Below are 26,549 nucleotides of genomic sequence, written 5' to 3'. Positions count from 1 at the left end.
TGTTCTCTCGTGCAGGCCGGATAAGCCGGATAAGCGTAGCGCCATCCGGCAATTAACCGATAACGCGGCCCGGGAGAACGCCGGGCCTGCCAGGTTATTTCGCGCAGTTAGCGCACTGTTTGCTGACAATCTGCTGGAAGAAATCGTTGCCTTTGTCATCCACCAGGATAAAGGCCGGGAAATCTTCTACTTCAATTTTCCAGATAGCTTCCATGCCGAGTTCCGGATACTCGACGCACTCCAGATGCTTAATGCTCTGCTGTGCCAGTACCGCCGCCGGGCCGCCGATACTGCCCAAATAAAAGCCGCCATGTTTTTTACAGGCATCCGTGACCTGCTGACTACGGTTGCCTTTCGCCAGCATGATCATACTGCCGCCGTGGGATTGCAGTAGATCGACATAAGAGTCCATTCGGCCTGCGGTGGTGGGGCCTAATGAGCCAGATGGATAACCTGCCGGGGTTTTTGCCGGACCTGCGTAATAGATGGGATGGTCTTTAATATACTGCGGCAGGTCTTCGCCGGATTCAATACGCTCTTTTAGCTTCGCGTGGGCGATATCGCGACCTACGATAATGGTGCCCGTCAGCGACAGGCGAGTCGAGACCGGGTACTGCGATAGCTGGGCGAGGATCTCTTTCATCGGACGGTTGAGATCGACTTTCACCGCGTCGCCTTCGCCCGCCTGACGCAGCGCTGGCGGAATATACTGGCCCGGATTGTGTTCCAGTTTTTCGATCCAGATGCCTTCGCGGTTGATTTTCGCTTTGATGTTACGGTCGGCCGAGCAGGAGACGCCCATCCCCACCGGACAGGAAGCGCCGTGACGCGGTAGGCGAATTACGCGAATATCGTGGGCGAAATATTTCCCGCCGAACTGGGCGCCGAGGCCAAGTTTTTGCGCTTCTTCCAGCAGTTCCTGTTCCAGGTGGAGATCGCGGAATGCCTGGCCGTGCTCGTTACCTTCCGTCGGCAGCGCGTCGTAATAGTGGGTGCTGGCGAGTTTAACGGTTTTCAGCGTGCTTTCCGCCGAGGTGCCGCCAATGACAAAGGCGATATGGTATGGCGGACAGGCCGCGGTGCCCAGCGTGCGCATTTTCTCAACGAGGAAGTTTTTCAGCTTGCCTGGGGTGAGCAGCGCTTTGGTCTCCTGATAGAGATACGTTTTGTTTGCTGAACCGCCGCCTTTCGCCACGCAAAGGAACTTGTACTCGTCGCCATCGACGGCATAGAGATCGATTTGCGCTGGCAGGTTGCTGCCGGTATTGACCTCTTTGTACATATCCAGCGGCGCGTTCTGCGAGTAGCGCAGGTTATCTTCTATATAGGTATTAAACACGCCTTTGGAGAGCGCGGCTTCATCGCCGCCGCCCGTCCAGACGCGTTGGCCTTTTTTACCCATGATAATCGCCGTGCCGGTATCCTGGCAGGTCGGCAGAATGCCTTTGGCGGCGATCTCGGAGTTTCTCAGGAATTGCAACGCCACATATTTGTCGTTTTCGCTGGCTTCGGGGTCATTGAGAATGGCGGCGACTTGCTGCTGGTGTTCAGGACGGAGCATAAAAGACGCATCATGGAAGGCCTGCTGAGCCAGCAACGTTAACGCCTGCGGCTCAACGTTGAGGATAGATTCTCCGTTGAATTCACTGACGCTGACATAATCGGAGGTGAGCAGATAATACTCTGTTTTGTCCTCTCCCATCGGGAAAGGCGCCTGATAGATAAACTCTTTTTTCGACATGTGCTTCCAGCCTAATAGTAAGAAAATGTATTAAGAGCCTCACGGGCCAGGCTCTAAGTCGCGCGCCGCGCATAACCGGGCGGCGCGCGCGGCCATTACAGGAATCCGTACATTGCGGCAAAGATCCAGCCAAAGACGCAGGAGACGCTCACGCCAATCAAACCCGGCAGAATGAAGCTGTGGTTAATGACGAAGCGGCCAATACGGGTTGTGCCGGAACGGTCAAACTGAATCGCCGCCAGATCGCTTGGGTAGGTCGGCAGAATATAGTAGCCATAACATGCCGGCGCAGAGGCCACGATATACGCCGGATCGACACCGATAGCCAGCGCGACGGGAACAATCGCCGCCAGCGCCGCTGCCTGGGAGTTAACAAACTTGGAGACCAGCAGCAGAACGATGGCGTAGGCCCACGGATACTCTTTGACCATTTCGCCCAGCACGCCCTGAATTTCCGACATATGCGCGCCGAACATGGTTTCCGCCATCCAGGCGATCCCGTATACCGCGACAATCGCAATCATACCGGAACGAAAAACTTCGTTTTTTGAGATAGACGCAGGATTGGTTTTGGTCAGAATGATAATGAGCGCCCCGGTCAGCAGCATGAACATCTGAATGACCAGCACCATCGACAACGGTTTGCCGCCGAAGGTTGGACGTAAGTCGGAGTCCGCGCCCAGGAGAGCGACCACGGCAATCGCCGCCAGGAAGATCCACATCGCCAGCCAGTTGCTTTTCGGCAGTTTTTTATCCAGCAGCGTCGCGGTATCGCCGTACACGTACTGACGGTTTTCCGGTACGGAAATAAATTTCTGAAACGCTTCGTCTTTATCCAGATCTTTACCGCGGAACCAACTAAAAATACCGATTGCCAGGATACCGAGCAGGGTAGACGGGATGGTGATCGACAGCAGATCGAGGAACTCCAGATGTTTTCCGTCAAATGTCACGTTGCCCAGCATCGCTACCAGAGAAACAACGGCGACGGAAACCGGACTGGCGATGATGCCCATTTGCGCGCCGATAGAACTGGCCGCCATTGGACGTTCCGGACGGATATTATTCTTGATCGCCACATCATAGATAATCGGCAAAATGGTGTAGACCACGTGGCCTGTCCCACACAGAATCGTCAGGGTACAGGTGACGAACGGCGCCACAATAGAGACGTATTTGGGGTTGCGACGCAGCAGCTTTTCGGCAATCTGCAGCATCACATCCAGCCCGCCTGACGCCTGCAACGTCGCCGACGCGGCGACTACCGCGATAATGACCAGCATTACGTCAACGGGCGGTTTACCTGGCTGGAGATGGAAAACAAACACCAGAATGACCAGACCAATACCGCCCAACAACCCGAGCGCGATCCCGCCCTTTCGGGCACCATAAAACAGACATATTAATATTATGAGAAGCTGTATACTAAATAACATTTTTATTTATCCTCGCGATAAACCCAGTCAATTTTGATAAATGGATCACAGTCATCTTCTGATTTGTGTGAATGAGCATCAGGAAATGGCGAATATTCAATGCGCCAGTGGCGACGATTAACGATTAAGCTTTTTACAGAGTTGCTTTAAGTAATTATTTTCTTGCGATGGTGATGTTCAGAGGGAAGCACCCTCTGGCGATGGGCAGGTGGAGTCAGCGAGAGCAGTAAATTATGATTTGTCTGTTTTAAAAACAGGCGTTTATTATTTGATTTTTGTGTCTCGCCATCAGGTAAATCACGAGATAAATCGAACAGAATGTGACTTATGTGATCATTGTCACGCCATTTTTTTAAATTATTAGTATGGCGTGTGGAGACGCGTATCTGCTCACCAATATACGTATTGTCCATAGGCGTAGCACAAGCTCCATTGCTACAAACATAATTTTATTTAAGTGTCAGGAAAATTCCGGACAAATCCCTTTTTTAATAAAAATACACACTCTCGGCATGGGATAATACTTAATTAACTTTTGTTAGCGTTTTGAAATTAAAAACAGCGCATAGCGCTGTAATTATAGAAAATAACGTTAACAGGCCTGGGTTGAGTATATTTGATCTGACACAATTTCCCAGGTTTGTTATTAATGTGATAGCGTTTTTATTGGCATTGTTATAATAAATGTTACCAGGATATAACGCTTCGCGTCGGCTTTATGCGGTATCCTTACTGACAATATTGTTTCAGTAAAGAGTAATGTTCCGGCTGAACGCGGTAGCGGTAAACCGGCCTGCCGGTCACGCCGTAATGAATACTGGTGAACAAGATATGGCAATTCACCAGCCAGATGAGATATTTACGGCAGGAGACGCGCGAGATATTCACTTCGTTGGCCAACTCGTCGGTAGAAAATTCCTGCTCCTGATGCGCATCAATCCACTGGCATAAGGTGCGTAGCGTTTGCTGCGTCAGCCCTTTTGGCAGCCGACGAGGCTCCTGCTCGCTGGATGAATTACCGTGAATGAGCAGGTCAAGCTCAGACTGTTCGTAATACTGGCGTTTTTCCATCGCCGTTTTCTTACGTAGCCAGCCGGTCAACGCTTCTTCAAAGCGCGTGGCCTGAAAAGGCTTGATCAGATAATCCACCACGCCGTAGTGAAGCGAATCTTTAATGGTGGCGGCGTCAGCGGCAGAAGAAATGACAATAACGTCGCTTTTGCAGCCTGCGCTGTGCAGGACAGGCAGCAGATCCAATCCGTTTTCCTGCTGCATGTAGATATCCAGCAGGATTAGGTCAATGTGATTTTCACTGTTGAAGATAAACTCTTTCGCTTTTTCCAGCGTCGAAGCGGTTCCACAACAATGAAAACCGGAGATTTGCGCGACATAGCGGCGATTTAACTCCGCGACCATCGCATCGTCATCGACAATTAATACATTGATCATAGGCTGGTCCTTTTTCCATCCCAGGGTAACTGTACAAAAAATTGTGTGAAGATCCCAGGCTCGGACTCCACGGAAATTACGCCGCCAAGCGCTTCAACCTGCTGTTTAACCAGCGCTAAACCGACGCCGCGTTCGGCGCCTTTCGACGAGACGCCTTTTTCAAAAATCGCCTCGATGCGCTCAGGTTCGATACCCGGACCGTCATCGCTCACTTCGCAATGCAGCCAGCCATGACGGTAGTGTAACGAGACGCTGATTTCGCCGCCGGATTCCTGGCTCAATGCTTCCAGCGCGTTTTCAATCAAATTACCCAGCGCCGTAATCAGCACCGTAACCTGATCTTCATTGTTATTATCCGGTAACTGGCTGTCGCTGCTTATCACCAGGCTGTGCCCGAAATCAGAGGCGCGAGTAATCTTACTGAGCAAAAAGCCAGCGATAATCGGCGACTTTATTTTACCCAGCAGCAAACCGATCTCTTCCTGATAGTTATTGGCCGTCTTGATAATATACGCTTCAAGCTGCTTATAACTCTTCAGGTGCAATAATCCCAGAATCACATGTAATTTGTTCATGAATTCGTGGGATCGTTCACGGAGCGCATCCGCGTAGTTCACCATCCCGTCCAACCGCTGCATCAGTTGGCGAACTTCTGTTTTATCCCTGAAGGTGGATATCGCGCCGATAATTTCGCCGTTGCTGCGCACCGGAACGGTATTCACCAGCAGCAGGCGGCCTTTGACGATGATCTCTTCATCGCGGCGCGGCGTACCGTCACGCAACACTTCGCTAATGTCCACCACCTGCGACCAGGCATGACTCAGGGTGGATAATCTGGCGTCATCCTGCGTTTTTCGATAATCGAGCAGCGCCTGCGCCGCATGGTTAATCAACGTGACTTCGCCGCTATCATCCACGGCGATAACGCCCTCTTTGATTGACTGCAGCATCGCCTGGCGTTGTTCAAACAGGGTTGAGATCTCATAGGGTTCGAGGCCAAACAGGATACGTTTTAGCACCTTGACCAGCGCATACGTGCCTAATAACCCCACCAGAGCGCCGAACAGAATGGACCAGATAATACTGCCGCGGCTATTGTTGATCTGCTGCGTAACGTGACTGAGTTCCAGGCCAATCGCTACCACGCCAATCTGCCGGTGGCGTTCATCATAAACCGGTGTGAAAACGCGCAGCGCTTTGGCAAGAAAGCCGCGATTAATGGCAACGTTTTCCTTTCCCTGCAGCGCGAGCAGAATGTCATCGCCTTTGAACGGTTGACCGATTCGCTGCGTTTCTGGGTGCGAATAACGGATGCCCTGCATGTTGGTCACCACAATAAACAAAAAGCCATTATGCTGGCTCACCGCTTCGGCGAGCGTCTGAATGCCGCTTTCCGCAGGCGGTTTTTTCAGCCCCTCGCGAATTGCCGGAGAGTCCGCCAGCGAGCGCGCCACCGCCAGCGCTTTATCTGCCAGCGCGTCGCGCGTCATGCTGCTGATTTGCGAAAAATAGATCAGATGGACCACAACGAGCACCGAAAACAAAACGGCGCTGACCATCAGAATGACGGTAGTGCCGAGTTTCATGGGGCGTTTGCGTAACGCCCGGCATGGCAGGGAGTGTTTCATAGTGGACCTGAGCGGACGAATCGTAAGGTTATTATCCCTGATGAGGCGTCTAATTCAAAGGCATAGGCGATGTTGCTCCAGTGTTTAAAAGCCCGTCTTGCCTTGCAGGGGGCGCTACCTGCTCATGTCGACTGGCAAACGTCATGTCGTTAATTAATATCGCCGGATACCGTGATGGGTAATTTATTTTCATCAGAATTACATAAAATAATTTTTCATTAATTTTTATAATAACGTATGCGGTATCACATTTTATTTTTACTGACGTTCAGAATGCGTTTGATCACAATCAATCAGCACAAATATTTAATCTATTATGATTAGTTTTCATTACATATTATTAATAATTATGGAAGCAATGTGAGAAATAAAAAATGGAAATAAAAAAATGGCTGAACACAACCATAACCCGACGTGATGCTATTGTCGCTACTGCAAAAGTAGGGGCGGCGGTGACGCTAAGTCAGGCGATTACGCTGCCTTTTGCTACCACTGCCCAGGCGCAGGATACCCCGATACCGAAGGATGCCAACGGCGAAACCGTCAGGCACAGCGCCTGTCTGGTCAACTGTGGCAGCCGATGCCCGCTTAAGGTTATCGTGAAAAATGATCGCATTGTGCGTATTGAGCCGGAAGATGCGAAAGATGACGCGGTATTCGGCGAGCATCAGATTCGTCCCTGCCTGCGTGGGCGTTCCAGTCGCTGGCGCGTCTATAGCCCGGATCGCATTAAGTATCCGATGAAAAGAGTGGGAAAACGCGGCGAAGGAAAATTTAAACGTATTTCATGGGATGAGGCCACGGCCTTTATTGCGGCGGAATTAACGCGCGTTAGCGAAAAATATGGCCGGGAAGCTATTTATTATAATTATCAATCCGGGGCATATTATCATACGCAGGGATCGCCCGCCTGGAAGCGATTGTTAAATCTCACCGGCGGCTATTTAAATTACCATAATACCTACTCGACCGCGCAAATCGCGACGGCAACGCCCTATATGCATGGTACCTATGTCGGTAGCCATTTTACGCAGATCGCGCATTCCGATCTGGTGGTGCTATTTGGCCTGAATCTCTCAGAAACGCGGATGTCCGGCGGCGGTCAGGTTGAAGAGCTGCGCCGGGCGCTGGAGACCTCGAAAGCCCGGGTCATTATTATCGATCCGCGCTATACCGATTCGGTGATTACCGAACACGCCGAATGGCTACCGATTCGCCCAACCACGGACGCTGCGTTAGTCGCCGGCATAGCGCATACGCTGATTACCGAACAGCTTCTCGACGAGGCGCTGGTAAACCGCTATTGCGTCGGCTATGACCGTAGCACCTTGCCGGACACGGCTGCGCCTAACGCCAGCTATAAAGACTATGTTCTTGGCACGGGCGATGACGGTATCGCGAAAACCCCGGAATGGGCGGCGGATATCACCGGAATTCCGGCAACGCGTATTCGCCAACTGGCGCGCGAAATCGCCTCGGCGCGCGCCTGCTATATTTGCCAGGGCTGGGGGCCGCAGCGTCATGCCAACGGCGAACAAACCGTGCGTGCTATTCAGACGCTGCCAGCGTTAACCGGCCACTTCGGGCGGCCCGGCACCAACAATGGCAACTGGCCTTACGGTACGCCGTATGGCGTGCCATTGTTGCCCGTCGGTAAGAATCCGATCACAACCTCTATTCCTTGCTATCTGTGGACGGACGCCATTCAGCACCCGGAGAAAATGACCGCGACGACAATGGGCGTGAAAGGCGCGGACAGGCTAAAAACCGGGATTAAGCTGTTTTTCAACCAGGCCGGTAATACCTTGCTGAATCAGCACGGCGAAACGAACCGCACCCGTCAAATTCTCGCGGATGAATCGCTGTGTGAAACCATTATCGTGATTGAAAACCATATGACGCCCAGCGCGATGTATGCGGATCTGCTGTTGCCGGAGACCAGCTATCTTGAGGCGGAAGACCTGGTGGACAGCTCCTATGCGGCGGGATCGCATAACTATATGATTGCGATTCAGAAAACCGTTAAACCGATGTGGGAAGTGCGCAGCACGTATGACATCTGCGCGGATATCGCCGGGCATCTTGGATTGCGCGAGCAATATACCGAGGGCCGAACTCAGGCGCAGTGGGCGGAGATGCACTATCAGCAGATCCGTGAAAAACGTCCATACCTACCGGAGTGGAGCGTGGCGAAAGAGATGGGTGTGATTGACCAGCGTATCGCTACCGAGCAGCAGAGCCTTGCGTTTGCCGATTTCCGCGCCGACGCCGAGGCTAATCCACTCTCCACGCCGTCGGGCAAAATTGAAATTTACTCCCAGGCGCTGGCGGATCTGGCGCAAGCGTGGACGTTGCCAGAAGGCGAGCGAATTCCCGCATTGCCGGAATTTTGTCCGGCGAAAGAGTCGCACCTTAACAAAGCGCTGACGGCGAAGTATCCGTTGCAGTTAAGCGGCTTCCATACCAAAGGGCATACCCACTCGACCTACAGCAATGTGCTGATGCTGCATGAGGCGGTGCCGGATGAAGTCTGGATTAACCCGATTGACGCCAGCGCCCGCCAACTGAAGTCCGGCGATCGGGTGCATGTATTCAATGACCGCGGCGTGGTGGAGCTTCCCTGTAAAGTGACCCAGCGCATTTTACCCGGCGTGGCGGCGATGCCGCAGGGCGCGTGGACGCAGCTTGACGGCAACGGCGTTGATGTCGGCGGCTGTATCAATACGCTGACCAGCCACCATCCTTCGCCGCTGGCGAAAGGCAATCCGCAGCATACCAATCTGGTTGAAATTAAACGCGCTTAAGGAGTGATGTACGATGAAACAGTATGGCTTTTATGTTGACTCCTCGCGCTGTTCAGGCTGTAAAACCTGCCAGGTAAGCTGCAAGGATAATAAAGATCTGGATGTCGGTCCGAAACTGCGCCGCGTCTATGAATATGGCGGCGGAAGCTGGGTGAAAGAGGGGGAAAGCTGGCATCACGACACCTTTACCTACTACCTCTCTATTGCTTGTAACCATTGCGATGAGCCGGTATGTGTCTCCGGCTGTCCGACCGGGGCGATGCATAAACGCAAAGAAGATGGTCTGGTCGTGGTGGATGACAGCGTATGCGTCGGCTGTCGCTATTGTGAAATGCGTTGCCCCTACGGCGCGCCGCAGTTTGATACGCAGGCGAACGTGATGCGTAAATGCGACGGTTGTCTTGACCGACTGGAGAACAATCTGCGCCCTATCTGTGTGGATTCTTGCCCGCAGCGAGCGCTGGATTTCGGCCCTGTCGATGAATTACGGGCAAAATATGGCACGGAGAATCAAATCGCGCCGCTGCCTTCAGCGTCGTTCACCCATCCTAACCTCATTATTAAACCGCATCCGAAAGCGAGACCCACGGGCGATACGGAAGGCGCAATCATGAACATTCGGGAGGTGCGCCATGCATGAGTTACCGCTGGTCTTTTTTACGGTCTTTACCCAGAGCGCGGTTGGCGCGTTTATTCTGCTGCTGATTGGCGGCGCAATGGGGCTGGTCGCGCCGCGGCGCAAGGCTATTGGTCTGTTCTCGGTGATGTGCCTGTTTGGGCTGGGCGTCATTGTCGGCACCTTCCACGTCGGGCAACCGCTGCGTGCGCTGAATATGCTGCTGCGCGTCGGACATTCACCGATGAGTAACGAGATTGTCCTGTCGGCGGCTTTTGCGGCGCTCGGCGGGCTGGGGGCGCTCGGTTTGTTGCTGAACCGGGCGACGCCGCTGTGTAACGCGTTGGTCTGGTTGGCGGCGATAGTCGGAGTAGTCTTCTTATACGCCGTTCCGCAGATTTACCAACTGCCGACGGTGGCGACCTGGCGTTCATCTTACACCACGGCAATGATGATATTGACGCCGTTGATTGGCGGCGGCGCGTTGGCGGCATTGTTTGGCGTGCGCCGTCTGGGGCTACTGGTCAGCGTGTTGGCGATTTTGGTGAGCTTTTGTCTGCGCCCGGGCTATATGGCGACGCTGATGAGCGCCGATAGCGCTCTGACCGCCGCGCAACATAGCTGGTTTACCGCCCAGGCGATATTGCTGGCGGCGGGCGTGGTCGGGGTGGTGGTCTGCGCGCGCCTGAAATCCAGCGCTGCGGTGCTGGCCATGACGGCAGGGGTAGTTATCGCGGCGGAGTTGGCGGGTAGGATTGCGTTTTACAATCTGTGGACGCTGCCAATGTAGTTTTTTGCCCGGTTTATGCCATGTAAGCCTGATCAGCGTAGCGTCATCAGGCGAAATATTTCAGGAGCTATTGCTATGCCTTCCCGTGCTGTTTTGCCGCGTATCCTCGGCGCACTGTTTTACTACTCCCCTGAGAGGCCGGAGGTGAAAGCGTTGTTCGATTGTTTGCCAACGTTGCCTGAGCTTTACCCCTGGCGCGATCGTGGACCTATTGAATCACTGTGTGCGTCATGGTCGCTACCGGATGATGATGCGCTTACATGGCAATTTTCTGTGTTGTTTGAAGGCCAGGGAAAGATGCCCGTCCCGCCCTGGGGATCGGTCTATCTGGAAAAAGATAATTTGCTGATGGGGGAAACCACCGCCGATTATCGAGCTTTTTTACAGTCGCAGGGAATGGTATTCACTGACCGTGAACGCGAGCCGGAAGATCAGTTTGGCCTGATGCTATTGGCCTGTAGCGATCTGCTGGCACGAGGCGACAACGTGGCGGCCAACCGGTTACTGGAGGCGCATCTGCTGCCCTGGGGATTCCGCTATCTGGAATTGCTGCAACGCAATACCGTTAGCGCCTTCTATGCCCGGCTTGCCGTCGTAGCGACCTGTTATCTGCAGGATGTTCAGCAGCAACAGGGACTACAGCCTGAGAATAAACGGTTGTTTTTCTGAGGTATTGGTCGGGTTTTGATGGCGTGCCGTAATACTTGTGCCGCCATCGTGCCCGCTGTTGCGTCAGCGGGCACAGTTTACTATTACAGCTCCGGCGTCTTTTTGAAACCGGTCAGCATCAGCACCAGGCTCTGTTTTGAGTCCGCTGGCGTGAAGTCGTAGTGATTTCCCTGACGGTCGCCGCCGATATACCAGGATATTTCCGTTTTCCCTTCCGCCAGCGCTTTGCGCACCGCTTTATCGACATCAACCATGCGATACTCATGTGAATGGTCCAGATATAACACGGCATCGGAACGGTAGTTGATCGCCGGTTTATTGTTCCAGGACACGGTACTGACGTGCCAGTCACTGCTGGTCGGGTAAAAGAAAATTTGATCGGCGCCGTTCGCTTCCGTTTTGCCGCCAAAAAGGCGAATACGGTATTTGAATAGCGAAGCGTCCATATTGGCAGGCAGGGGCGGGATCTTAAATTTCACCAGCGTGAGCGTTTCCGGGTGCTGCGTGCGTCCGCCATTTGTCCAGTCATCCTGTACGTACAAGGTATCGACGCTGGCATGAGGCTTGTCGTCTTCGCTGCTTACCCAGGTATTTTCTTCCGCTTTACTGTAGGCGTAAGGAACCGTAGTGCCGCAATCCAGTCCCTGATTCATACACAGATCCGTCATAAACTGCGCGCCATCTTCCGTCCAGCCATTCATAAAATCGGCATGGGCGGTATAAAGACTTCCCCAGCGCTCTTCCCGGGTTTCGCCATGCATTACCGGGTCCATCGACAATTCCACTTTAGACGTATCCAGCGAGGAGATCTGCGGGAGTACCCAGGCGATGTTCATATTCACCGTTGGGATTTTTACCGGATAGTCTGCGGAACATTTCCCGTGGTCGGCATAGATAGCGTTATTGTGGCTATGGGTCGGTTTCAGGTTGACGCCATCCCAACAGTTGGGGAAAGCGATCCCGATATTAAACTGGACGGCATCGCCCGCTTTACGCAGGCCGCATATTTCGCCTACCTTGTTGGTGTAACCTTTGCCGTTGGCACATAAAAAGGTGATTGCGGAACTGGGGCCAGTACCGTGATGATCGCCTGCCAGTAACTCCAGCCCGGCCGGGAATGGATGGAGCGGATATTGCGCTACATTTGTGGATTGATAATAGGTCTTTTGGTAGGCCGGATTTACGATTTCACCATCAGGTAATTTCATGGACGGCGCCCAGTAAGCGGAGCTGTCGGCTTTATTATCACAGGTGGTATCGGGTTGCGCGCGCAACGTCTGGTAGGTAGAGACCGCGTCGGTGTGGGTGTTGCCAAAAAAGTCATGCCACATCGCCTGATTCGCTTTACCAAACATCATAATCGCGTCATCGCCCAGCGTGTGGTGATAGCCGCACACGACATGTGCCTGAGGACCGGCATGGGCCGGGAATGCGCCAGCGGCAACGAGCGTAGCCAGGCTGACGGTAATAAGGTTGAGTTTCATTTTTTTGCTGCCCGGTTGAATAGAAGTGGGAGCAGCAATAGCAGATCAGATTGCGGTGTTACATCTCATTAATTATCACTTTTTGTCATTTGCCCTGCATACAGGGGCGAATTTGCAGACGTACTATTTAAATAATTAGCCGAAACTACCCTCCTCTTGATTATGTCAATTTACAAAAAGGGTACGTTAGTGATTAAAATCGGGCTTTTTGTGATAACCCTCACTATTTCATTTTGCCTATGCTAATGGCGCTCGCCATAACCGAATAACGATTCTATCGGACATCGGCTTTATTTTTAAGAAATGCGTTACGACATCAGTCGTGACGCGATCTGCTATGGATTTTTTATGAGATTACTAAAACGCGTTATTGTGGTTGTACTCTTGGGCGTGATTTTATTTATGGTCAGGGACGATATACGCTATGTTTATCAACTGATCCTCAAATATGGTGATAAACCCTCGGCACTAGCACTGAGTAGCTATAAAGCGGTTATTCAGCAAAAACCAGTCGCAGGAGTTAAGAGTAACCTTTCAGGTTTGACCTACTCCGCCGAAGACAGGATGCTTTTCGCCGTTATTAATAATCCCCCTGAACTGGTCTGGTTAACGACAGAAGGGCAGCTGGTAGGGCGGATGCCGCTGCAGGGCATCCACGACCCGGAGTCTATTGCATGGAGTGGGGGCAACCAGTTCCAGATAGGCAGTGAGAAAGATGGCGCGGTCTATAAAACACAGGTGGATATTCAGCGCGGCACCATGCAGATAATCTCCATGGTGAAGCTTGAGGGCTATGACAAAGCAAAAAATAAAGGGCTGGAAGGTACGGCATGGGATGCGAAAAATGAGAGATTATATGCCGCAAAAGAAAGAAAACCCATAATGATCAAAGAAGTAGAGATGAGCAAAAATGGTATCACCAGAGCGTTGCCTTCTGCCATCACTGCAAGTGTGAGCGATGTCTCCGGACTTGAATACCATGCCCCAACGGATTCGCTGCTGGTGTTGTCGGACGAGTCAAAAATGATTCTTGAGGTCAGTTCCGAGTGGCGGGTGCGCGATCGATTGTTCCTGACGGCGGAGTGGTCAGGGCTCAGAGACGATATCCCCCAACCAGAAGGGATTGCCATGGATAATGAAAATAATTTGTATATTGTGAGTGAACCAAATCTGTTTTATAAATTTTCGTGTGATATACAGAATGACTAAAATCTATTTTTACTGTCACAGTATGCTAAAACAGAACAAGGTTATTAATACCATGATTTGACGATTGCTTGATTCGTTGATTCATTGTTGGGGATATTTATGTTTTACTTACCTCAGTAACGGATTACTTTGTGGTGTAGCGTAACGGTAATTGTCCTCCTCATATTTGCGGCAGCGTAGTCTGCCGCTTTTTTTTATAAATTAACTCTCTCTGTAATAATTAACAGACAATAAATATTATTCTGTTTTTTTCAGCAGGCCTCCGAAGAGGCCTCGCATGGTGATGTTTAGTTATCAGGCATAATATTCTTCATCAACACTTACCGAATGCCATGTCGCCTCGCTAAGCGAAATCATTTCATCTACGCCGGAACTCTTGTTAACCGGGTTTTTCGTCGGCGATGTGCCTGTAAATGTTCCACTGGCGGCGGCGCTATTACCAGCGGGATCGGTGGCCGTTATGGTGTACTGATTTGCCCCCGACAGAATAGCGGATTGCGGAACAGAAACATGCCAGTTACCGGTATCGTTATCGACACTGGCGGTATAGTCCGTATCGTTGACCGTGACTTTCACCTGAATATCCTGATGCGCCTCCACGACTCCCTTAAGGGTGACGGTGTTATCCAGACTGCTAACAGTCGATCCCAACGTTGGTTCGGCGGACGGTTGTGTATCAATAGTCAGCTTAATTGTTGCGTGAGCTTCTGAGGAGCCGATAAAGGTCGGTGTATTGATGTTAGTGATATTATCGCCTCTGGCGCCAATATCACTATTATCCTTCATGGAACGTACTGGCGGTGTAGAGTCTATCGTCAGCCAGCCGATAGACAGCGAAGAATTATCCATAGCGTTTGCGGAACGAACACTGATTGAACAGCTTTCATTCACTGCTGTTCCCGGAGATTTTATGGGTATTATCGGTACATCAGGTTCAGGTAAATCTTCTTTAATCAAAGCACTATCAAATTCCAGTCATTGCTATACGGGATCAGTTAAATCAAACAACGTAGATATCACACCGATCTCTGAAGATGAGATCCAGAATTGCCTTGCCTACCACTCTGGCAACATTTTAGAAAAAATTACGTAATATCGACTGATATGTAAAACTCATTCAGCATCAAATGGATTAATTCAACATCAGTAGTAATATCCATTTTTTTATAGGCTGATCTCTTTTGTGTTGAAATCGTTTTTATATTTCGATCTAACAAATTTGAGCAACTTTTAACAGATAATCCTGCTGCCACGTAATAAATAACTTTTTTCTCGCTCAATGTTAGGTCGAATTTTTTAGCGAGCAACAGAATCCCGTCTCTTATATTAATATGTTTTGCTTTGTTCTTATACTGCATTGTCAGATATCTCAATTAACATATTGATGACGAGAGGAAGATAAAAACGCTAAAAATTCCGATGGTGTAGTTTTGAAATGTTTTTTAAAAACGCATGTAAAATAAGAAGCACTATCATAACCACACATATAAGCCACTCGAGTAATATTATATTCACTATTGCGTAGAAGTTTTGTCGCTTTATTCATTCGCGCATTAAGGTAAACTTCGCTGAATGAGGTGTGCTCTTGTTTCAATTTCCTTTTTAATGTGGAGCAACTCATATAGAGTGAGTCAGAAATATCCTTGAGCGCCCATTTTCGACTTATGTCGCTTATAATAATATTATAGATGTTTTCGGCTAATGTATTTTGCGATAGTTCTCTGAAGAGAGCAAATGCTTCAGGTTCATAGATGAACTCTGAAAGGAGAAATCTTATTAAATATTCCTTTTTATCTTGGGATAATTTCTGGCTTTTATTTGAAGAGTGTAAGAGGTTGAATACTCTTGCTACGCCTGTTTCTATTGGCGCTAACAGATGTTTTGTCGTCGGTTTTGTTAATGGGGCCGAAAAGTCTGCATGTTCATACAGAAAAAAATTATAAGCATTTTTTATTGACGCTGAATCTAATTCAATTAAGTTATAATTTAACTGTTCATGAGTCTCTTCCATAGTGATATGAATAGTTTGATCTTTAGCTAAAAATATTAACATTGGCCCTGATGCCGTAATATACTCCCCGGACGATGTCGTAATTGAAATTTTACCCGTGGTGAGCTTGATGAGTACGGACTGCAGTAAATTTAATCCCTGAAGTGATAAGGATTTCCTCTGCCAGTTTTGCGCTGATTGTAAACATTCAATGCTCCCCACCTGGACAGGTGAGGGATTAAATACTTTTAGCATGATAATTTCCTTTTATTAAATGTGCGTGTAAATCAAAAATTATTCTGAAAAATATTTCAAAAAAAAATAATATATAGCTATATAATTATTTGCGAACTTAAGGTATCAGGTGCCGATCTTTTCATTTTCTATGGAAAATGCTATTTTATATTGCATTTCTACATATTATAGTATCGTTAAAAAACTATGTCGCGTATAAAAAAAAGATGGAAATTTACAAGAATTGGCTCATGTTATTATCAAATTATCTCTTTAAAATTTGAATTAAGTAATAATTGCCTTTAATCTTTTAGAGAATAGCTCTTTAATTTCATGGAGGTAGTTAGCATGAGGTATAAGATCTGATGTTAATTTGTGATAAGGTTTATCCTGGAGGTAAATATTAACGCTCTCGGCCAGGAAAGGCATACAACGCGGTAAATATATACTGCGGCGGGTAGACGGTGTAGCGATATCCGGAAGTTTGAGGGGGAGGGGAAGCATTCAATCGTATGGTTGGCTTTATGAAAAACGGTGTAACACGTTATTGAGGATCTTTGATCTTACCCAGCAATAGTGGTCACGTGACTAAGTGAGTAAACTCTCAAGCAAGAGGTGACTCATATGAAAAAACCAGCATCAACCACCAAAAAGCCACGCAAGCAGCACACGCCTGAATTTCGTCAGGAAGCCCTGAAACTGGCTGAACGCATTGGGGTGGCCGCTACCGTCCGCGAGCTTAACCTGTATGAATCACAACTCTATAACTGACGAAGCAAACAGCAAAATCAGCTCTCTTCTTCTGACCGCGAACAGGCGATGCCCGCAGAGATCGCCCATCTAAAACGTCCACTGGCAGAAGGGGATGAGGAACTGGCCATTCTCCAGAAGGCCGCGGCATACTTGGCGAAGCGCCTGAAATGAAGTATGTCTTCATCGAAAAACATCAGGCTGAATTCAGTATCAAAGCCATGTGCCGTGTACTTCAGGCTGCCCGTAGTGGCTGGTACGTCTGGCATCAGCGTCGTCATCAGATAAACCAGCGTCAGCAGTTCCGCCTTGTCTGTGATAACGTCGTCCGGGAGGCATTCAGTGACGCAAACAGCGCTATGGTGCGCCACGCCTGACGGATGTATAACATAAAAACCGTGGCGGCCAGCCTGAGATGCGTTACAGATGGTGCAATGGCGGCGTAAACGACTGGGAAAAGTCAGCGTGCATACAGACAGAGGTGGTCAGTACTATTCAACGGATTAGCAGAGCTTACTGAAACGACATAATCTGCGGGGGAGTATGAGCGCCAGAGGCTGTTGTTATGACAATGCCTGTGCAGAAAGCTTCTTTCACACGCTGAAGGTGGAACGTATCCACGGAGAGGACTTTGCCAGCTGGGAAATAATGCGGACAGCAGTGTTTAATGATATCGAGTGTGATTACAATCAATGGCGTCGTCACAGTGCCTGTGGCAGTCTCAGTCCGGAACAATTTGAAAACCAGAACCTTGCTTAGGGTTGTGTCCATATTACGCGGGTAGGATCAGTCCATTTCTGTAGTCTGCCTGTTGTTCTTCATCGTCAGTTGAAGTAACAGCTTTACCTCCGGCTACAGTAAGGATGATTGAAAAAATCATTTTAATGGCTTCAGCCAGCCCATTAAAAAATTACTTTCCAACTATCTGATTTATTAGAGGTATTGTCTTTCATTAAGATAGCGAGTCCTGGTGGTTTAAAAATAAAGACACAGTATTATAATGAAAATAACACATCATTAAATATTGAATTTGCTAACTCGTTGTGTGATGCTGAAATGATTTTATTGCATATTATTAATTTCTGGGATGAATGTTATGAATGGAAAATTTTTGTGTGGTTTATTGGTTTCGCTATTAATTAGCGGATGCGGTGACGATAACACCCCTACAGAGAAAGTCTTGAAAGAACAATTTAGTAATCAATTTCATGGGCGTCTTATCCTTGATTCAATTGATATCAAGGAAACATCGGTTGATGGAAATAAGAGAACATATGCTGCTGATGGCTTACTTTCTACTGGCTACGATCTGTATACGCCAGTTGCCTCGTTAACTGATTATATTGTTGTTCAAAAATCGTGGGATAAAGGCAAAGATATTAAATTCTCAGCAACTTTGAACAGTCTTGGTAATAAAGATACTGGATGGAAAACAATATTTTCTTCATTACAAATGTCAGAAACACCAAAAGGCAATCCAATTCCTAATGTTGAAACTGACGATAAATATATCATCATGGATGGAGCAGGGTTTGATGATAAAATAAATGCAATTAAAGATGAATATGCCAGGAAGAAATTAAAACTAAACGAATTAAATAATGATATCGCAAAAGTTAAAACTAATATATTAGTTATTAATAAAGAAATCGATGAGTATTGGGGGAAAGGGGAAGATGGAAAAACACAAAGCCGTTATTTTGTTCAGCGTGATTTGAATAAAGAGCTGGAACTCTTTAATAAAGAAAATGCTCCTTATTATTTTGAGAAGAAGTACAATACTGAAGTTTTCGACCCAGCAATGAAGGCTCGCCGGGAAAAATTAAAGAATTACAGGTTGAGTGATTTTGATGACATAAGGGCGGAGAAACGTGCTGTATTAGAAAAACATAAAGAAAAATACTCCGTAAAATATAATGAAATTAATGAGAAGATAAAAGCGAAAATGAAGGTGCTCGATGATGGTTTACAAGAGTTGATAGCAAAGAAACGTGGTCTCATACAGCAGCAATCAACCATCTCAGACGAGATTCGCAATCTTGATTATCAATATAAAAATTGGGTAAATTTTATGGAAGAGCTAAATAAAAGAAAATAACTGACTATTATTATGAGTGATAAAAAAGAGACTGAAATCTGGTCTCTTTTTTTGAGCCTGTCAGTAATTCTATATAACTGCTAATATATTAAAGGTGATTGCTCAGGCGGTCACCTAGTTCGATAATAAAGCGGCCCATCGCCAGTCGCCAGTTCTGGATCGGCATACTCCATTTTTTTGATGCATCCTTGATTGCCAGATAAATAACTTTTCGTACCGAGTCATCCGTCGGGAACACTTTGCGTTTCTTAATCGCGGCACGGATCACGCTGTTCAGGGATTCGACTGCGTTTGTAGTGTAGATGGTAGATGGTCTTGCGGATATCCGGCGGATAACTGAAGAGCGTATTGAGGTTTTCCCAGTGCGCACGCCAGCTTTTGCTGATTTTCGGATATTTCGGGAAGACGCTGTTTATCGCATCCGGGAAGCCCTTCAGACCGTCCACACAGGCAATCAGGATGTCCTGAAGGCCCCGCTTTTCAGCTCCGTCAGCACGCTTAGCCAGAACTTTGTGCCTTCATTTCCGGACAGCCACATGCCGGCAACGCTTTCTGACCTTCGGTATTGATCCCCAGCGCAGGGAAAACTGCTTTGTTTATCACACTGCCATTCTGATGAACTTTGACAACATACAGTCCATATAAACAAAGGGATACAGCGTATCCATTTGTCGGTTTTGCCACTCAATGACCTGCTCTTTTACGGCGTCGGTGACTTTATATATCAGCGTGGGCGACACATCGGAGTCGTACATTTCTTTGAAGGTGGCAACGATTTCGCGGGTAGTCATGCCTTTGGCGCAGAGGGATAAAATCTGGCTGTCCATCTGCGTAATGCGCGTCTGGTGCTTCTTAATCAGCTGTGGTTCGAAGGTATTTTCACGGTCACGCGGCGTGTTCAGTTCGATCTCGCTGTTATTGCATAACACCGTTTTTGACGAGTAGCCATTGCGGGTGTTTGAGCCTGTTTTGGGCGCATTTTTCTCATACCCGGGGTGGTCAGCCAGCTCCGCATTGAGCGCTGTTTCGACGGTAAGCTTCGTCAACATGCGGGAAAAAGCATGGAGATCGGCTTCGGTTTTAAGGCCTTCAGCCACTTCAGCCGCAAGGGCTTTAAGTTTCTTTTCGTCCATAATTGCCTGTCTCTGTTGTTGGAGTGAACATATCAAAAACAGGCACTTACACAATTTTAATTACAGTCTAACACCCGGTCACCCCTACGCAGTTGCACTTCCTTTCATTTGCTGTGGCCAGTTTGCGGGAAGACTTTCACCTTCAGTAATTAAGTTCGGGGTGATCTGCTTTACTCAATAAATTATTTTTGTCGTTCAGTTCCTCACGGACTTTTGCCAGTGACTTCTGAAAAGCCGGGATTGTTTGCAGCCTTGCAAACTCTACTGCTCCCACATAACGGCCAGCATCAACATCGCTTTGCCAGTGAGCACCACATATCACTCTGCTTTGCCCGAACTCCCATCCACGTCTGGCGAGCTCCTGCGCGCGTTCCGGTCTGGCCTGGGATAATACTAATGCCAGAAGTGTACCATAAGCAGTATGCCCGGAAGGGTAAGAGCCATCTTTTCGCAAAGTATTCTCATCTTCAGGACGGCAGGTGGAATGATTAAATAAGACAAAGGGACGAGTACGCATATAATATTTTTTTGCCGAAGCAGTAGCGTAGTAGCCGCCCATTGTCAGAAGATTCTTTAACATATTCCAGGTTTCTGGCGTATCTTTGGGGTTAATTTTAGCACCCACTACTGGCGAGAATATTCTGGCTATATTTTCCACGCTTACATCTGCATCCTCAGCAGCTTGTTTCCATCGCGGGGAACCCTTTATCGCATAGCCCTTAAAATAAGCCTCCTTATCATAGCGGAAAGCCGGATCATCATTACCTGGCGGTGGTGGTAAGTAGAACTGACTGTTCACTGATTCTTCAGGAGAATGAAAGGGTTGCACTGTTTCTGCTGATGTATATTTAGCTACGATCAGTGGTAGAAAAAATACTAAATAACGACTTTTCATAAAGACTCACTCCGGATCAGGCAATAATAAACAGATGTAATCCTATAATGATTTATTGCAATGGTTATTCAACATACAGGTAAAAAAGCAGGACGCTGCACTGGTATTATTGTCTGTCCATACCGGACTGACTGCAGCGGACAACAGAACAATACCGGTACTTCCTGCTAACAGCATTTTGTTTAACTTTTCTCCCCGGTTGTTTTTTATCTGCGTGCCTGACTGACACGCATTAGGTTAAAATGTTTACGTAATAACAAACTATGAATAAGTATTTTAAACTATGTGCCCTGTTACCCCGACAACTACCACCAGTCATGATGTGCTGAGTATTAATTTATGATTATGAAAAAGAGTCGGAAACAGTATTTAAGAATAAAGAAACCGACAAAGAAAAAATGCCAAAATTGGCGAAGGGATTATTGTTTTCAGTGATGAAAAAGTTCATGGCGGAGATATTGGACTCACTTGTCGGGGCTAGCGAACCGTCAGATGAAGTGATAGGTGTTATTACTGGTAATAATCTCCCTGTAGCTAAGTAAGCTTTTGACCCTGGCCCAAATTCAGTACAGTGCTAAATCAGAGATCTTCGTCTTTCCGGAGACTTCGGGTAAATTCAGCCGGAGTCATGTCATTTAATGATGAATGCGTTCTCTCATGATTGTATTCCCTGCGCCAGTTGTCGGGTTTTTCCTGCGCATCTTCCAGTGACAGGAACCAGTGAATGTTCAGGTATTCATCCCGCAGACTGCCGTTAAATGATTCAATAAACGGGTTATCTGTCGGCTTTCCGGGGCGCGAGAAGTCCATTGTGACGCCGTGTTCATACGCCCATTTATCCAGACTTTTTGAGATAAACTCGCTGCTGTTAATCGTCTGGATTCGTACCGGCACCCGCTTATCCGGCACCCGCAGTGCCTCCATTATTCTGACCACATCCTCGCCTTTTAACGATTTTCCGGCATGGCTCGCCAGGCATTCCCGACTAAAATTATCCACTACAGTTAGCGCCCGATCATCACGCCGGCTCTGCCACTGGTAAACGGTTCTGCTCTGCATCAGCAGCCCGCATCCCCGCCGGACGCTGATACGGTAAGCCTTCAGCAAAATGTCACCACGACCCGCTACTCTCTGACCCTAAAAGGATTCTTCGTTATTGCTATCAACCAAATCAGTTATGAGGTGATACAAAACTGTCGAAACACTGTCATCTAGCCAAGTGATACACAAAATACACAGTGAAACACTAACTCGTATCTATATGATAAATATAAAAATAAAAAAGTTGGCACGCATAATGCTGAACAGCATGTAACAGTATCTTTTGCCATAGACCATCAATTAAATGAGTCAGGTAAAGTAGAGACAGATAAAGAGGGCATTAGAATGGATTGTACGGTAATTGTGGCAACTCATGGAAAGCTGGCAAACGAATTGATTGAAACAGTCGCAATGCTGGTAGGGCGTTATGAAGACGTTAGGACGCTTGATTTTATGCCCGGAGAAAATGTTGAAGGTCTTATTTTAAAAATGAAACGTGTGGTGGATGCCGTTCCCGGGGATATGCCAGTTTTGTTTGTGGTAGATATGTTCTCAGGGAGTCCGTTTAATGCATCTACTTACTTTGTTAAGCAACGAAAAAACACCAGGGTTGTCGCAGGTGTAAATATTCCTATGCTTGTTAATATTTTTCTTGAACGTCAGGAGTCTACATCGCTCGATCACCTCGTGGATATTGCCATCACCGTGGGACAAACTTCAATTAAACCATTGTAAAACCAAGAGGCCAGAAAATGTCTACTGTATCCTTACTTCGCATTGATGACAGATTAATTCACGGCCAGGTAATGACTGGCTGGGTAAAACATATCAATGCAACTAAAATTATTATTATTGATGATGAGCTCGTCCATGATGATTTTATGATTTCTGTATTGGAAATGGCTGTACCCAACCATATGACACTGAACATTTTTAATGTTGCCCAGGCAATCGACGTGCTGAGTAATGTTAAAGACGATGGCGAAGATGACAAAATTATTATTCTTGTAAAAAGTCCGATTCCGGTACTGGCACTACTACAAGGCGGTGTTAATTTTGAAGAATTAATCGTTGGTGGCATGGGTGTAAATGAAAAGCGCTCTCGACTATATCGTAATCTGGCAGCGTCAGACGTTGAACGTGCGGCATTTAGAGAAATCAATCAGTTAGGAGTACCAATTAATATAAAGGTATTGCCCAGCGATGCCCCAATGGAGCTAATACCTTACTTATAAGTACGATCATAATAACGCAAATATACTCTACAAATATAAAGGATAATATATTATGCTTCTCTCAGCTATTTTAGTCGCCCTCATTGCTATTCTCAGCAATTGGTGGGTTAGCCATTTGCTGACTCGTTCGTGGCTTTATCCAATTATATCGGGTTTTCTTGTCGCACTTGCACTTGGTTCCCCTATCGAGGGGATGAAAGCCGCGGCCTACATTAACCTTGCCTACCTCGGGTGGATGACAGTGGGCGGTACGATGCCCGGTAACCTGCCGGTAGCATCGGTTTTTGGTACGGCGATGACCATTTTAAGTGGTGCCGCGCCTTCAACCGCAGTGGTATTTGCCGTCCCATTTTCTCTGCTGGGGATCCTGACTTTTCAGGCATCGATGAGTTTTAACGCCCTATGGGTTCACAAAGCAGAAGCGATGCTGGATCGCGGCAATATTACCGGTATGCGGATGATGAACTATATCCCATCCTTTTTTGTAAATATGGTGCTGGTCGGTATTCCTGCATTCTGCATGGTCTATTTTGGCGCGGATTTTATGAAGAACATGCTGACGATGATTCCGCAGAGCCTGGTTAATGCATTTGAGGTTATCGGCGGTATTATGCCAGCGCTGGGTATTGCAATGCTGGTCTCTTTCCTCGGTAAAAAACGTCTGATGCCATTCTTCTTTCTTGGTTTCTTCCTGGTTGCATATCTGAATCTGGGAATCATGGCAATTGCTGTATTTGCGGTTATCGCTGCGGTGATTATGAACATCAATGCTGAACAAAAAGTTTCTGCAACGAAGGGATAAGGGAGAAATTAAAATGGCAACATATCAGACTCTAAATGAATCTCAGCCCAACGAAACTCCAAATACCTCTACGCTTACCCGTAAAGAGTTGCTTAAAACATGGGCTTTAAACTATTCATCCGAAACCTGTTATAACTATGAACGTTTACAGGCTCTTGGACAAACCAGCGCCATGGTGCCGGTTATCCGTAAACTGTATCCAAATGACAAAGCCAGGCAAGTACAAGAGTTAAAAAAATATCTTAACTTTTTTAATACCGAGCCTTCATTTTGTGGTCATGTGATCACCGGTGTTTCAGTTGCAATGGAAGAACAACGGGCCAATGGTGCCCAGCTACCACCAGAGGCCATTACGTCACTACGCTCAGGCTTAATGGGGCCGGTAGCCGGTATTGGTGATACTCTGCAAGCAATCGTATATTCCATTCTGGCGGCCATTGCCTGTAATCTTGCTATACAGGGAAATATAGCGGGTCCGATACTGTTTGAAGTTTTCTATAAATTCATCATGATATTCTGTAGCCTGAATATGTTCTTTCTGGGATACAGTAAAGGTCGTACCGTTATCCTTGATATTCTGAAAAAAGGATTAATGGATAAATTAACCGACGCATTTGGACTCATTGGTCTGATGGTGGTTGGTGGTATGGCGGCATCCAGAGTTAATATTATCACTCCGGCCTCAATTAACTTAAACGGAGTTACGGTAGTCTTCCAGGATATTTTAAATACATTGCTGCCATCGCTGATTCCATTATTGATAACGCTAGGTATCCTGAAAATGGTAAATAGAAAAATGAAGCCTAATACTGTAATCGCGGTTATCTTTATTGTCGGTATTATCTCCTCTTATCTGGGGATACTGGCAGTGCCTGTTACAAAATAATTGATTACTACTAATACTAGTGCCTGCGGGCACTAGTCTCCGAGGAAAAAAAGTATGAAAGTGTTATCATTAACTGAACTCGGTAAATTCGAGTTGCAGGAAAGAGCTATTCCTACGCCAGGAGCTGGAGAGGTTTTAGTTAAAATAGGTGCGGCAGGTATCTGTGGATCTGATATTCCAAGAGCATTTGTCAATGGTCCTTATCATTATCCTATTGTTTTGGGGCACGAATTTTCTGGTCATATTGTGGCAGTCGGCGAAGGGGTTAAAGAGGATCTGGTCGGTCGTAAAACTGCTATTTTCCCACTTATTCCTTGTAATGAATGTGCATTTTGTAAAGAGCGTTACTATGCGAAATGTACACATTACAGCTATTTTGGCTCACGTCAGGATGGTGGGTTTAGCGAATACCTCAGCGTGCCTGAATTTAACCTGGTATTGCTTGATGATGATGCAGATTTACGTGAAGCCGCTATGCTCGAACCGGCTGTTGTTGGTTTACATGTAATGCGTCGCGCGCATCTGGATCTTAATGATAGCGTCGTGATTTATGGCATGGGGCCCATCGGGATTATGATTGCACGCTGGGCGGCGATCTATGGTGCTAAGAAAGTATTGCTGGTTGATATTGACCAGAAGAAAATAGAGTTTTGTCGCGCCCTGGGATTCACAGATATCTGCGACGCAAGCCAGACAGATCCTGTCGAGTGGGTGATGCAACAGACAGAAGGTTATGGTGCTGATGTCTGTATTGAGGGCAGTGGTTCCTCCTCGGGATTCATTAACTCTCTGATGTCCTGTCGGGTATTTGGCAAAGTATTGATGCTGGGGAACCCACACACTGACGTCAATATTCCGCGCGAAATCTACGATAAATTTATGCGTAAAGAAGCGCAGATTATGGGCGTCTTTAACTCTATTTATTCACAACGGCCACATGATGAGTGGAAAGATGCTGCTGCGGCTATTCAGTCCGGCAAGCTAAAAGTGAGCGATCTGATCACCCATGCCGTTCCGATGGAAGAGTTGTCTGCCTTATTTAATCTTATTCGCGACAGTAAAGTCCCCTTTTGTAAGGGAATGATGGTGATGTAAATGGCAACGAAAAATTATCGTGAAAATGTCGGAATAATCGAAAAAGAACTCTCAATGGTTCTGAGCAGAATTGATGAACGGCAAATTGATGAATATATTTCGACACTATTGCAGGCTGAAAAAGTTTTCTTTGTCGGCGTAGGGCGCGTTTTACTCGCACTTGAAATGACCGTCAAGCGTCTTAACCATCTGGGCATCAACGCCTGTGTCGTTGGGGCAGTTAATGAACCCCCTATTGGACCTAAAGATATTTTGGTAGTGGGCTCGGGGTCTGGTGAATCAATCTTTCCAAAGCATATTACTGCCTGCGCTAAACGCTATGATGCAAAAATTGTTCATCTGACTTCCAGCCCGACAAGTTCAATTGCTCAGCTTGCGGACGTTATTGTCGATTTTCACTGTGGCTCAAAAGGTGGAACAGGGGAATATATTTCGATTCAACCTATGACCACGCTATTTGAACAATCTTTGGTCCTGTTTGGCGATCTTGTTTGTCTTGAAATTATGGCTATCAAGCAATTATCGCTGGCTAATGTGAAGCTTAATCATGCAAACCTTGAATAA

General features: G+C 47.4%; 23 protein-coding genes and 4 pseudogenes. 14 read left to right on the top strand and 13 right to left on the bottom strand.

The genetic code is table 11. The features are described from left to right. Positions 1-94: 94 nt before the first annotated feature. From fumA to EOS98_RS20785, 5 genes are all read right to left on the bottom strand, one after another. Complete coding sequence (gene fumA, locus EOS98_RS20805) at positions 95-1,741, bottom strand: class I fumarate hydratase FumA (RefSeq protein ID WP_000037205.1); 1,647 nt, start codon at positions 1,739-1,741, stop codon at positions 95-97. Between the two features lie 95 nt (positions 1,742-1,836). Then, positions 1,837-3,177: an anaerobic C4-dicarboxylate transporter DcuB gene (dcuB, locus tag EOS98_RS20800; protein WP_000899149.1), complete on the bottom strand. Its 1,341-nt coding sequence runs from the start codon at positions 3,175-3,177 to the stop codon at positions 1,837-1,839. 146 nt (positions 3,178-3,323) lie between these two features. Beyond that, complete coding sequence (locus EOS98_RS20795; protein WP_058820869.1) at positions 3,324-3,590, bottom strand: hypothetical protein; 267 nt, start codon at positions 3,588-3,590, stop codon at positions 3,324-3,326. Between the two features lie 316 nt (positions 3,591-3,906). Beyond that, positions 3,907-4,626, bottom strand: a complete 720-nt coding sequence (gene dcuR, locus EOS98_RS20790; RefSeq protein ID WP_000611307.1) for a two-component system response regulator DcuR — start codon at positions 4,624-4,626, stop codon at positions 3,907-3,909. Further along, positions 4,623-6,254 (bottom strand): sensor histidine kinase, encoded by a 1,632-nt coding sequence (locus EOS98_RS20785; RefSeq protein WP_000682903.1) that lies wholly within the window; start codon positions 6,252-6,254, stop codon positions 4,623-4,625. The genes dcuR and EOS98_RS20785 overlap by 4 nt, the downstream gene beginning before the upstream one ends. 374 nt (positions 6,255-6,628) lie before the next feature. Between EOS98_RS20785 and EOS98_RS20780 the strand changes: the two genes are divergently transcribed. The 4 genes from EOS98_RS20780 (at position 6,629) to EOS98_RS20765 (ending at position 11,133) form a co-directional block, all read left to right on the top strand. After that, positions 6,629-9,058, top strand: a complete 2,430-nt coding sequence (locus EOS98_RS20780; protein WP_139374657.1) for a DMSO/selenate family reductase complex A subunit — start codon at positions 6,629-6,631, stop codon at positions 9,056-9,058. A gap of 13 nt (positions 9,059-9,071) precedes the next feature. Continuing rightward, complete coding sequence (locus EOS98_RS20775) at positions 9,072-9,698, top strand: DMSO/selenate family reductase complex B subunit (protein WP_000816143.1); 627 nt, start codon at positions 9,072-9,074, stop codon at positions 9,696-9,698. Then, positions 9,691-10,464 carry a dimethyl sulfoxide reductase anchor subunit family protein gene (locus EOS98_RS20770; RefSeq protein WP_000544928.1) on the top strand — a complete coding sequence of 258 codons (774 nt, stop codon included), beginning with the start codon at positions 9,691-9,693 and terminating at the stop codon, positions 10,462-10,464. The genes EOS98_RS20775 and EOS98_RS20770 overlap by 8 nt, the downstream gene beginning before the upstream one ends. Before the next feature lie 75 nt (positions 10,465-10,539). Continuing rightward, on the top strand, positions 10,540-11,133 hold the full coding sequence (locus EOS98_RS20765) for a molecular chaperone (RefSeq protein ID WP_001524257.1): 594 nt from the start codon (positions 10,540-10,542) through the stop codon (positions 11,131-11,133). Between the two features lie 83 nt (positions 11,134-11,216). Here EOS98_RS20765 and EOS98_RS20760 read toward each other — a convergent pair whose 3' ends face one another. Then, positions 11,217-12,617: a DUF1996 domain-containing protein gene (locus EOS98_RS20760; protein WP_000773784.1), complete on the bottom strand. Its 1,401-nt coding sequence runs from the start codon at positions 12,615-12,617 to the stop codon at positions 11,217-11,219. Positions 12,618-12,920: 303 nt separating this feature from the next. Between EOS98_RS20760 and EOS98_RS20755 the strand changes: the two genes are divergently transcribed. After that, a complete protein-coding gene (locus EOS98_RS20755; RefSeq protein ID WP_001268200.1) occupies positions 12,921-13,826 on the top strand; it encodes an SdiA-regulated domain-containing protein in 906 nt (301 codons plus the stop codon). A 294-nt stretch (positions 13,827-14,120) separates the two neighbouring features. Here the strand turns inward: EOS98_RS20755 and EOS98_RS20750 are convergent, their stop codons facing one another. Next, entirely contained in the window at positions 14,121-14,612 is a 492-nt protein-coding gene (locus tag EOS98_RS20750; RefSeq protein WP_225872844.1) for an Ig-like domain-containing protein, read from the bottom strand. Here EOS98_RS20750 and EOS98_RS20745 point away from each other — a divergent pair. After that, positions 14,611-14,919: an ATP-binding cassette domain-containing protein gene (locus EOS98_RS20745; RefSeq protein WP_126524347.1), complete on the top strand. Its 309-nt coding sequence runs from the start codon at positions 14,611-14,613 to the stop codon at positions 14,917-14,919. The two genes, EOS98_RS20750 and EOS98_RS20745, sit on opposite strands and share 2 nt — an antisense overlap. Here EOS98_RS20745 and rtsB read toward each other — a convergent pair. From rtsB to EOS98_RS24965, 3 genes and pseudogenes are all read right to left on the bottom strand, one after another. Continuing rightward, on the bottom strand, positions 14,912-15,199 hold the full coding sequence (rtsB, locus tag EOS98_RS20740; RefSeq protein ID WP_001269916.1) for a transcriptional regulator RtsB: 288 nt from the start codon (positions 15,197-15,199) through the stop codon (positions 14,912-14,914). The genes EOS98_RS20745 and rtsB overlap by 8 nt on opposite strands. Beyond that, complete coding sequence (locus tag EOS98_RS20735; protein WP_000921674.1) at positions 15,196-16,071, bottom strand: AraC family transcriptional regulator; 876 nt, start codon at positions 16,069-16,071, stop codon at positions 15,196-15,198. The genes rtsB and EOS98_RS20735 overlap by 4 nt, the downstream gene beginning before the upstream one ends. A gap of 264 nt (positions 16,072-16,335) precedes the next feature. Next, positions 16,336-16,558: pseudogene (locus tag EOS98_RS24965) on the bottom strand (hypothetical protein). A 116-nt stretch (positions 16,559-16,674) separates the two neighbouring features. Between EOS98_RS24965 and EOS98_RS20725 the strand changes: the two are divergent. Both EOS98_RS20725 and EOS98_RS20715 read left to right on the top strand, forming a co-directional pair. Then, a pseudogene (locus EOS98_RS20725) lies at positions 16,675-17,559 on the top strand (IS3 family transposase). Between the two features lie 337 nt (positions 17,560-17,896). Beyond that, the gene (locus tag EOS98_RS20715) at positions 17,897-18,898 is read left to right on the top strand and encodes a DUF1202 family protein (protein ID WP_126524346.1); all 1,002 of its coding nucleotides are present in this window, start codon (positions 17,897-17,899) and stop codon (positions 18,896-18,898) included. A gap of 88 nt (positions 18,899-18,986) precedes the next feature. Here EOS98_RS20715 and EOS98_RS20710 read toward each other — a convergent pair. The 3 genes and pseudogenes from EOS98_RS20710 to EOS98_RS20700 all read right to left on the bottom strand — a co-directional run. Continuing rightward, positions 18,987-20,031, bottom strand: a pseudogene (locus EOS98_RS20710) (IS256 family transposase). 142 nt (positions 20,032-20,173) lie between these two features. Continuing rightward, complete coding sequence (locus EOS98_RS20705; RefSeq protein ID WP_000842425.1) at positions 20,174-20,926, bottom strand: non-specific acid phosphatase; 753 nt, start codon at positions 20,924-20,926, stop codon at positions 20,174-20,176. A 579-nt stretch (positions 20,927-21,505) separates the two neighbouring features. Continuing rightward, positions 21,506-22,039: pseudogene (locus EOS98_RS20700) on the bottom strand (integrase core domain-containing protein); the annotation flags it as partial. 273 nt (positions 22,040-22,312) lie between these two features. Between EOS98_RS20700 and EOS98_RS20695 the strand changes: the two are divergent. From EOS98_RS20695 to EOS98_RS20670, 6 genes are read left to right on the top strand one after another with little or no spacing between them, the layout of a single operon-like run. Beyond that, entirely contained in the window at positions 22,313-22,702 is a 390-nt protein-coding gene (locus EOS98_RS20695; RefSeq protein ID WP_001747727.1) for a PTS sugar transporter subunit IIA, read from the top strand. A gap of 17 nt (positions 22,703-22,719) precedes the next feature. Further along, positions 22,720-23,202 carry a PTS system mannose/fructose/N-acetylgalactosamine-transporter subunit IIB gene (locus EOS98_RS20690; RefSeq protein WP_000108907.1) on the top strand — a complete coding sequence of 161 codons (483 nt, stop codon included), beginning with the start codon at positions 22,720-22,722 and terminating at the stop codon, positions 23,200-23,202. A 52-nt stretch (positions 23,203-23,254) separates the two neighbouring features. Continuing rightward, complete coding sequence (locus EOS98_RS20685) at positions 23,255-24,004, top strand: PTS mannose/fructose/sorbose/N-acetylgalactosamine transporter subunit IIC (protein ID WP_001747728.1); 750 nt, start codon at positions 23,255-23,257, stop codon at positions 24,002-24,004. A gap of 13 nt (positions 24,005-24,017) precedes the next feature. Then, a complete protein-coding gene (locus EOS98_RS20680) occupies positions 24,018-24,890 on the top strand; it encodes a PTS system mannose/fructose/sorbose family transporter subunit IID (protein WP_000257248.1) in 873 nt (290 codons plus the stop codon). A 54-nt stretch (positions 24,891-24,944) separates the two neighbouring features. Next, complete coding sequence (locus EOS98_RS20675) at positions 24,945-25,985, top strand: galactitol-1-phosphate 5-dehydrogenase (protein ID WP_024797365.1); 1,041 nt, start codon at positions 24,945-24,947, stop codon at positions 25,983-25,985. Next, positions 25,986-26,549 carry an SIS domain-containing protein gene (locus tag EOS98_RS20670; protein WP_000201885.1) on the top strand — a complete coding sequence of 188 codons (564 nt, stop codon included), beginning with the start codon at positions 25,986-25,988 and terminating at the stop codon, positions 26,547-26,549. It abuts the gene before it with no gap.

It is taken from the genome of Salmonella sp. SSDFZ69, from assembly GCF_004010755.1.
In the GTDB taxonomy this organism is placed as follows: Bacteria; Pseudomonadota; Gammaproteobacteria; order Enterobacterales; family Enterobacteriaceae; genus Salmonella; species Salmonella enterica.
Note: the sequence above shows the minus strand (reverse complement) of the source record. Positions and strands in the feature narration are given on the sequence as shown.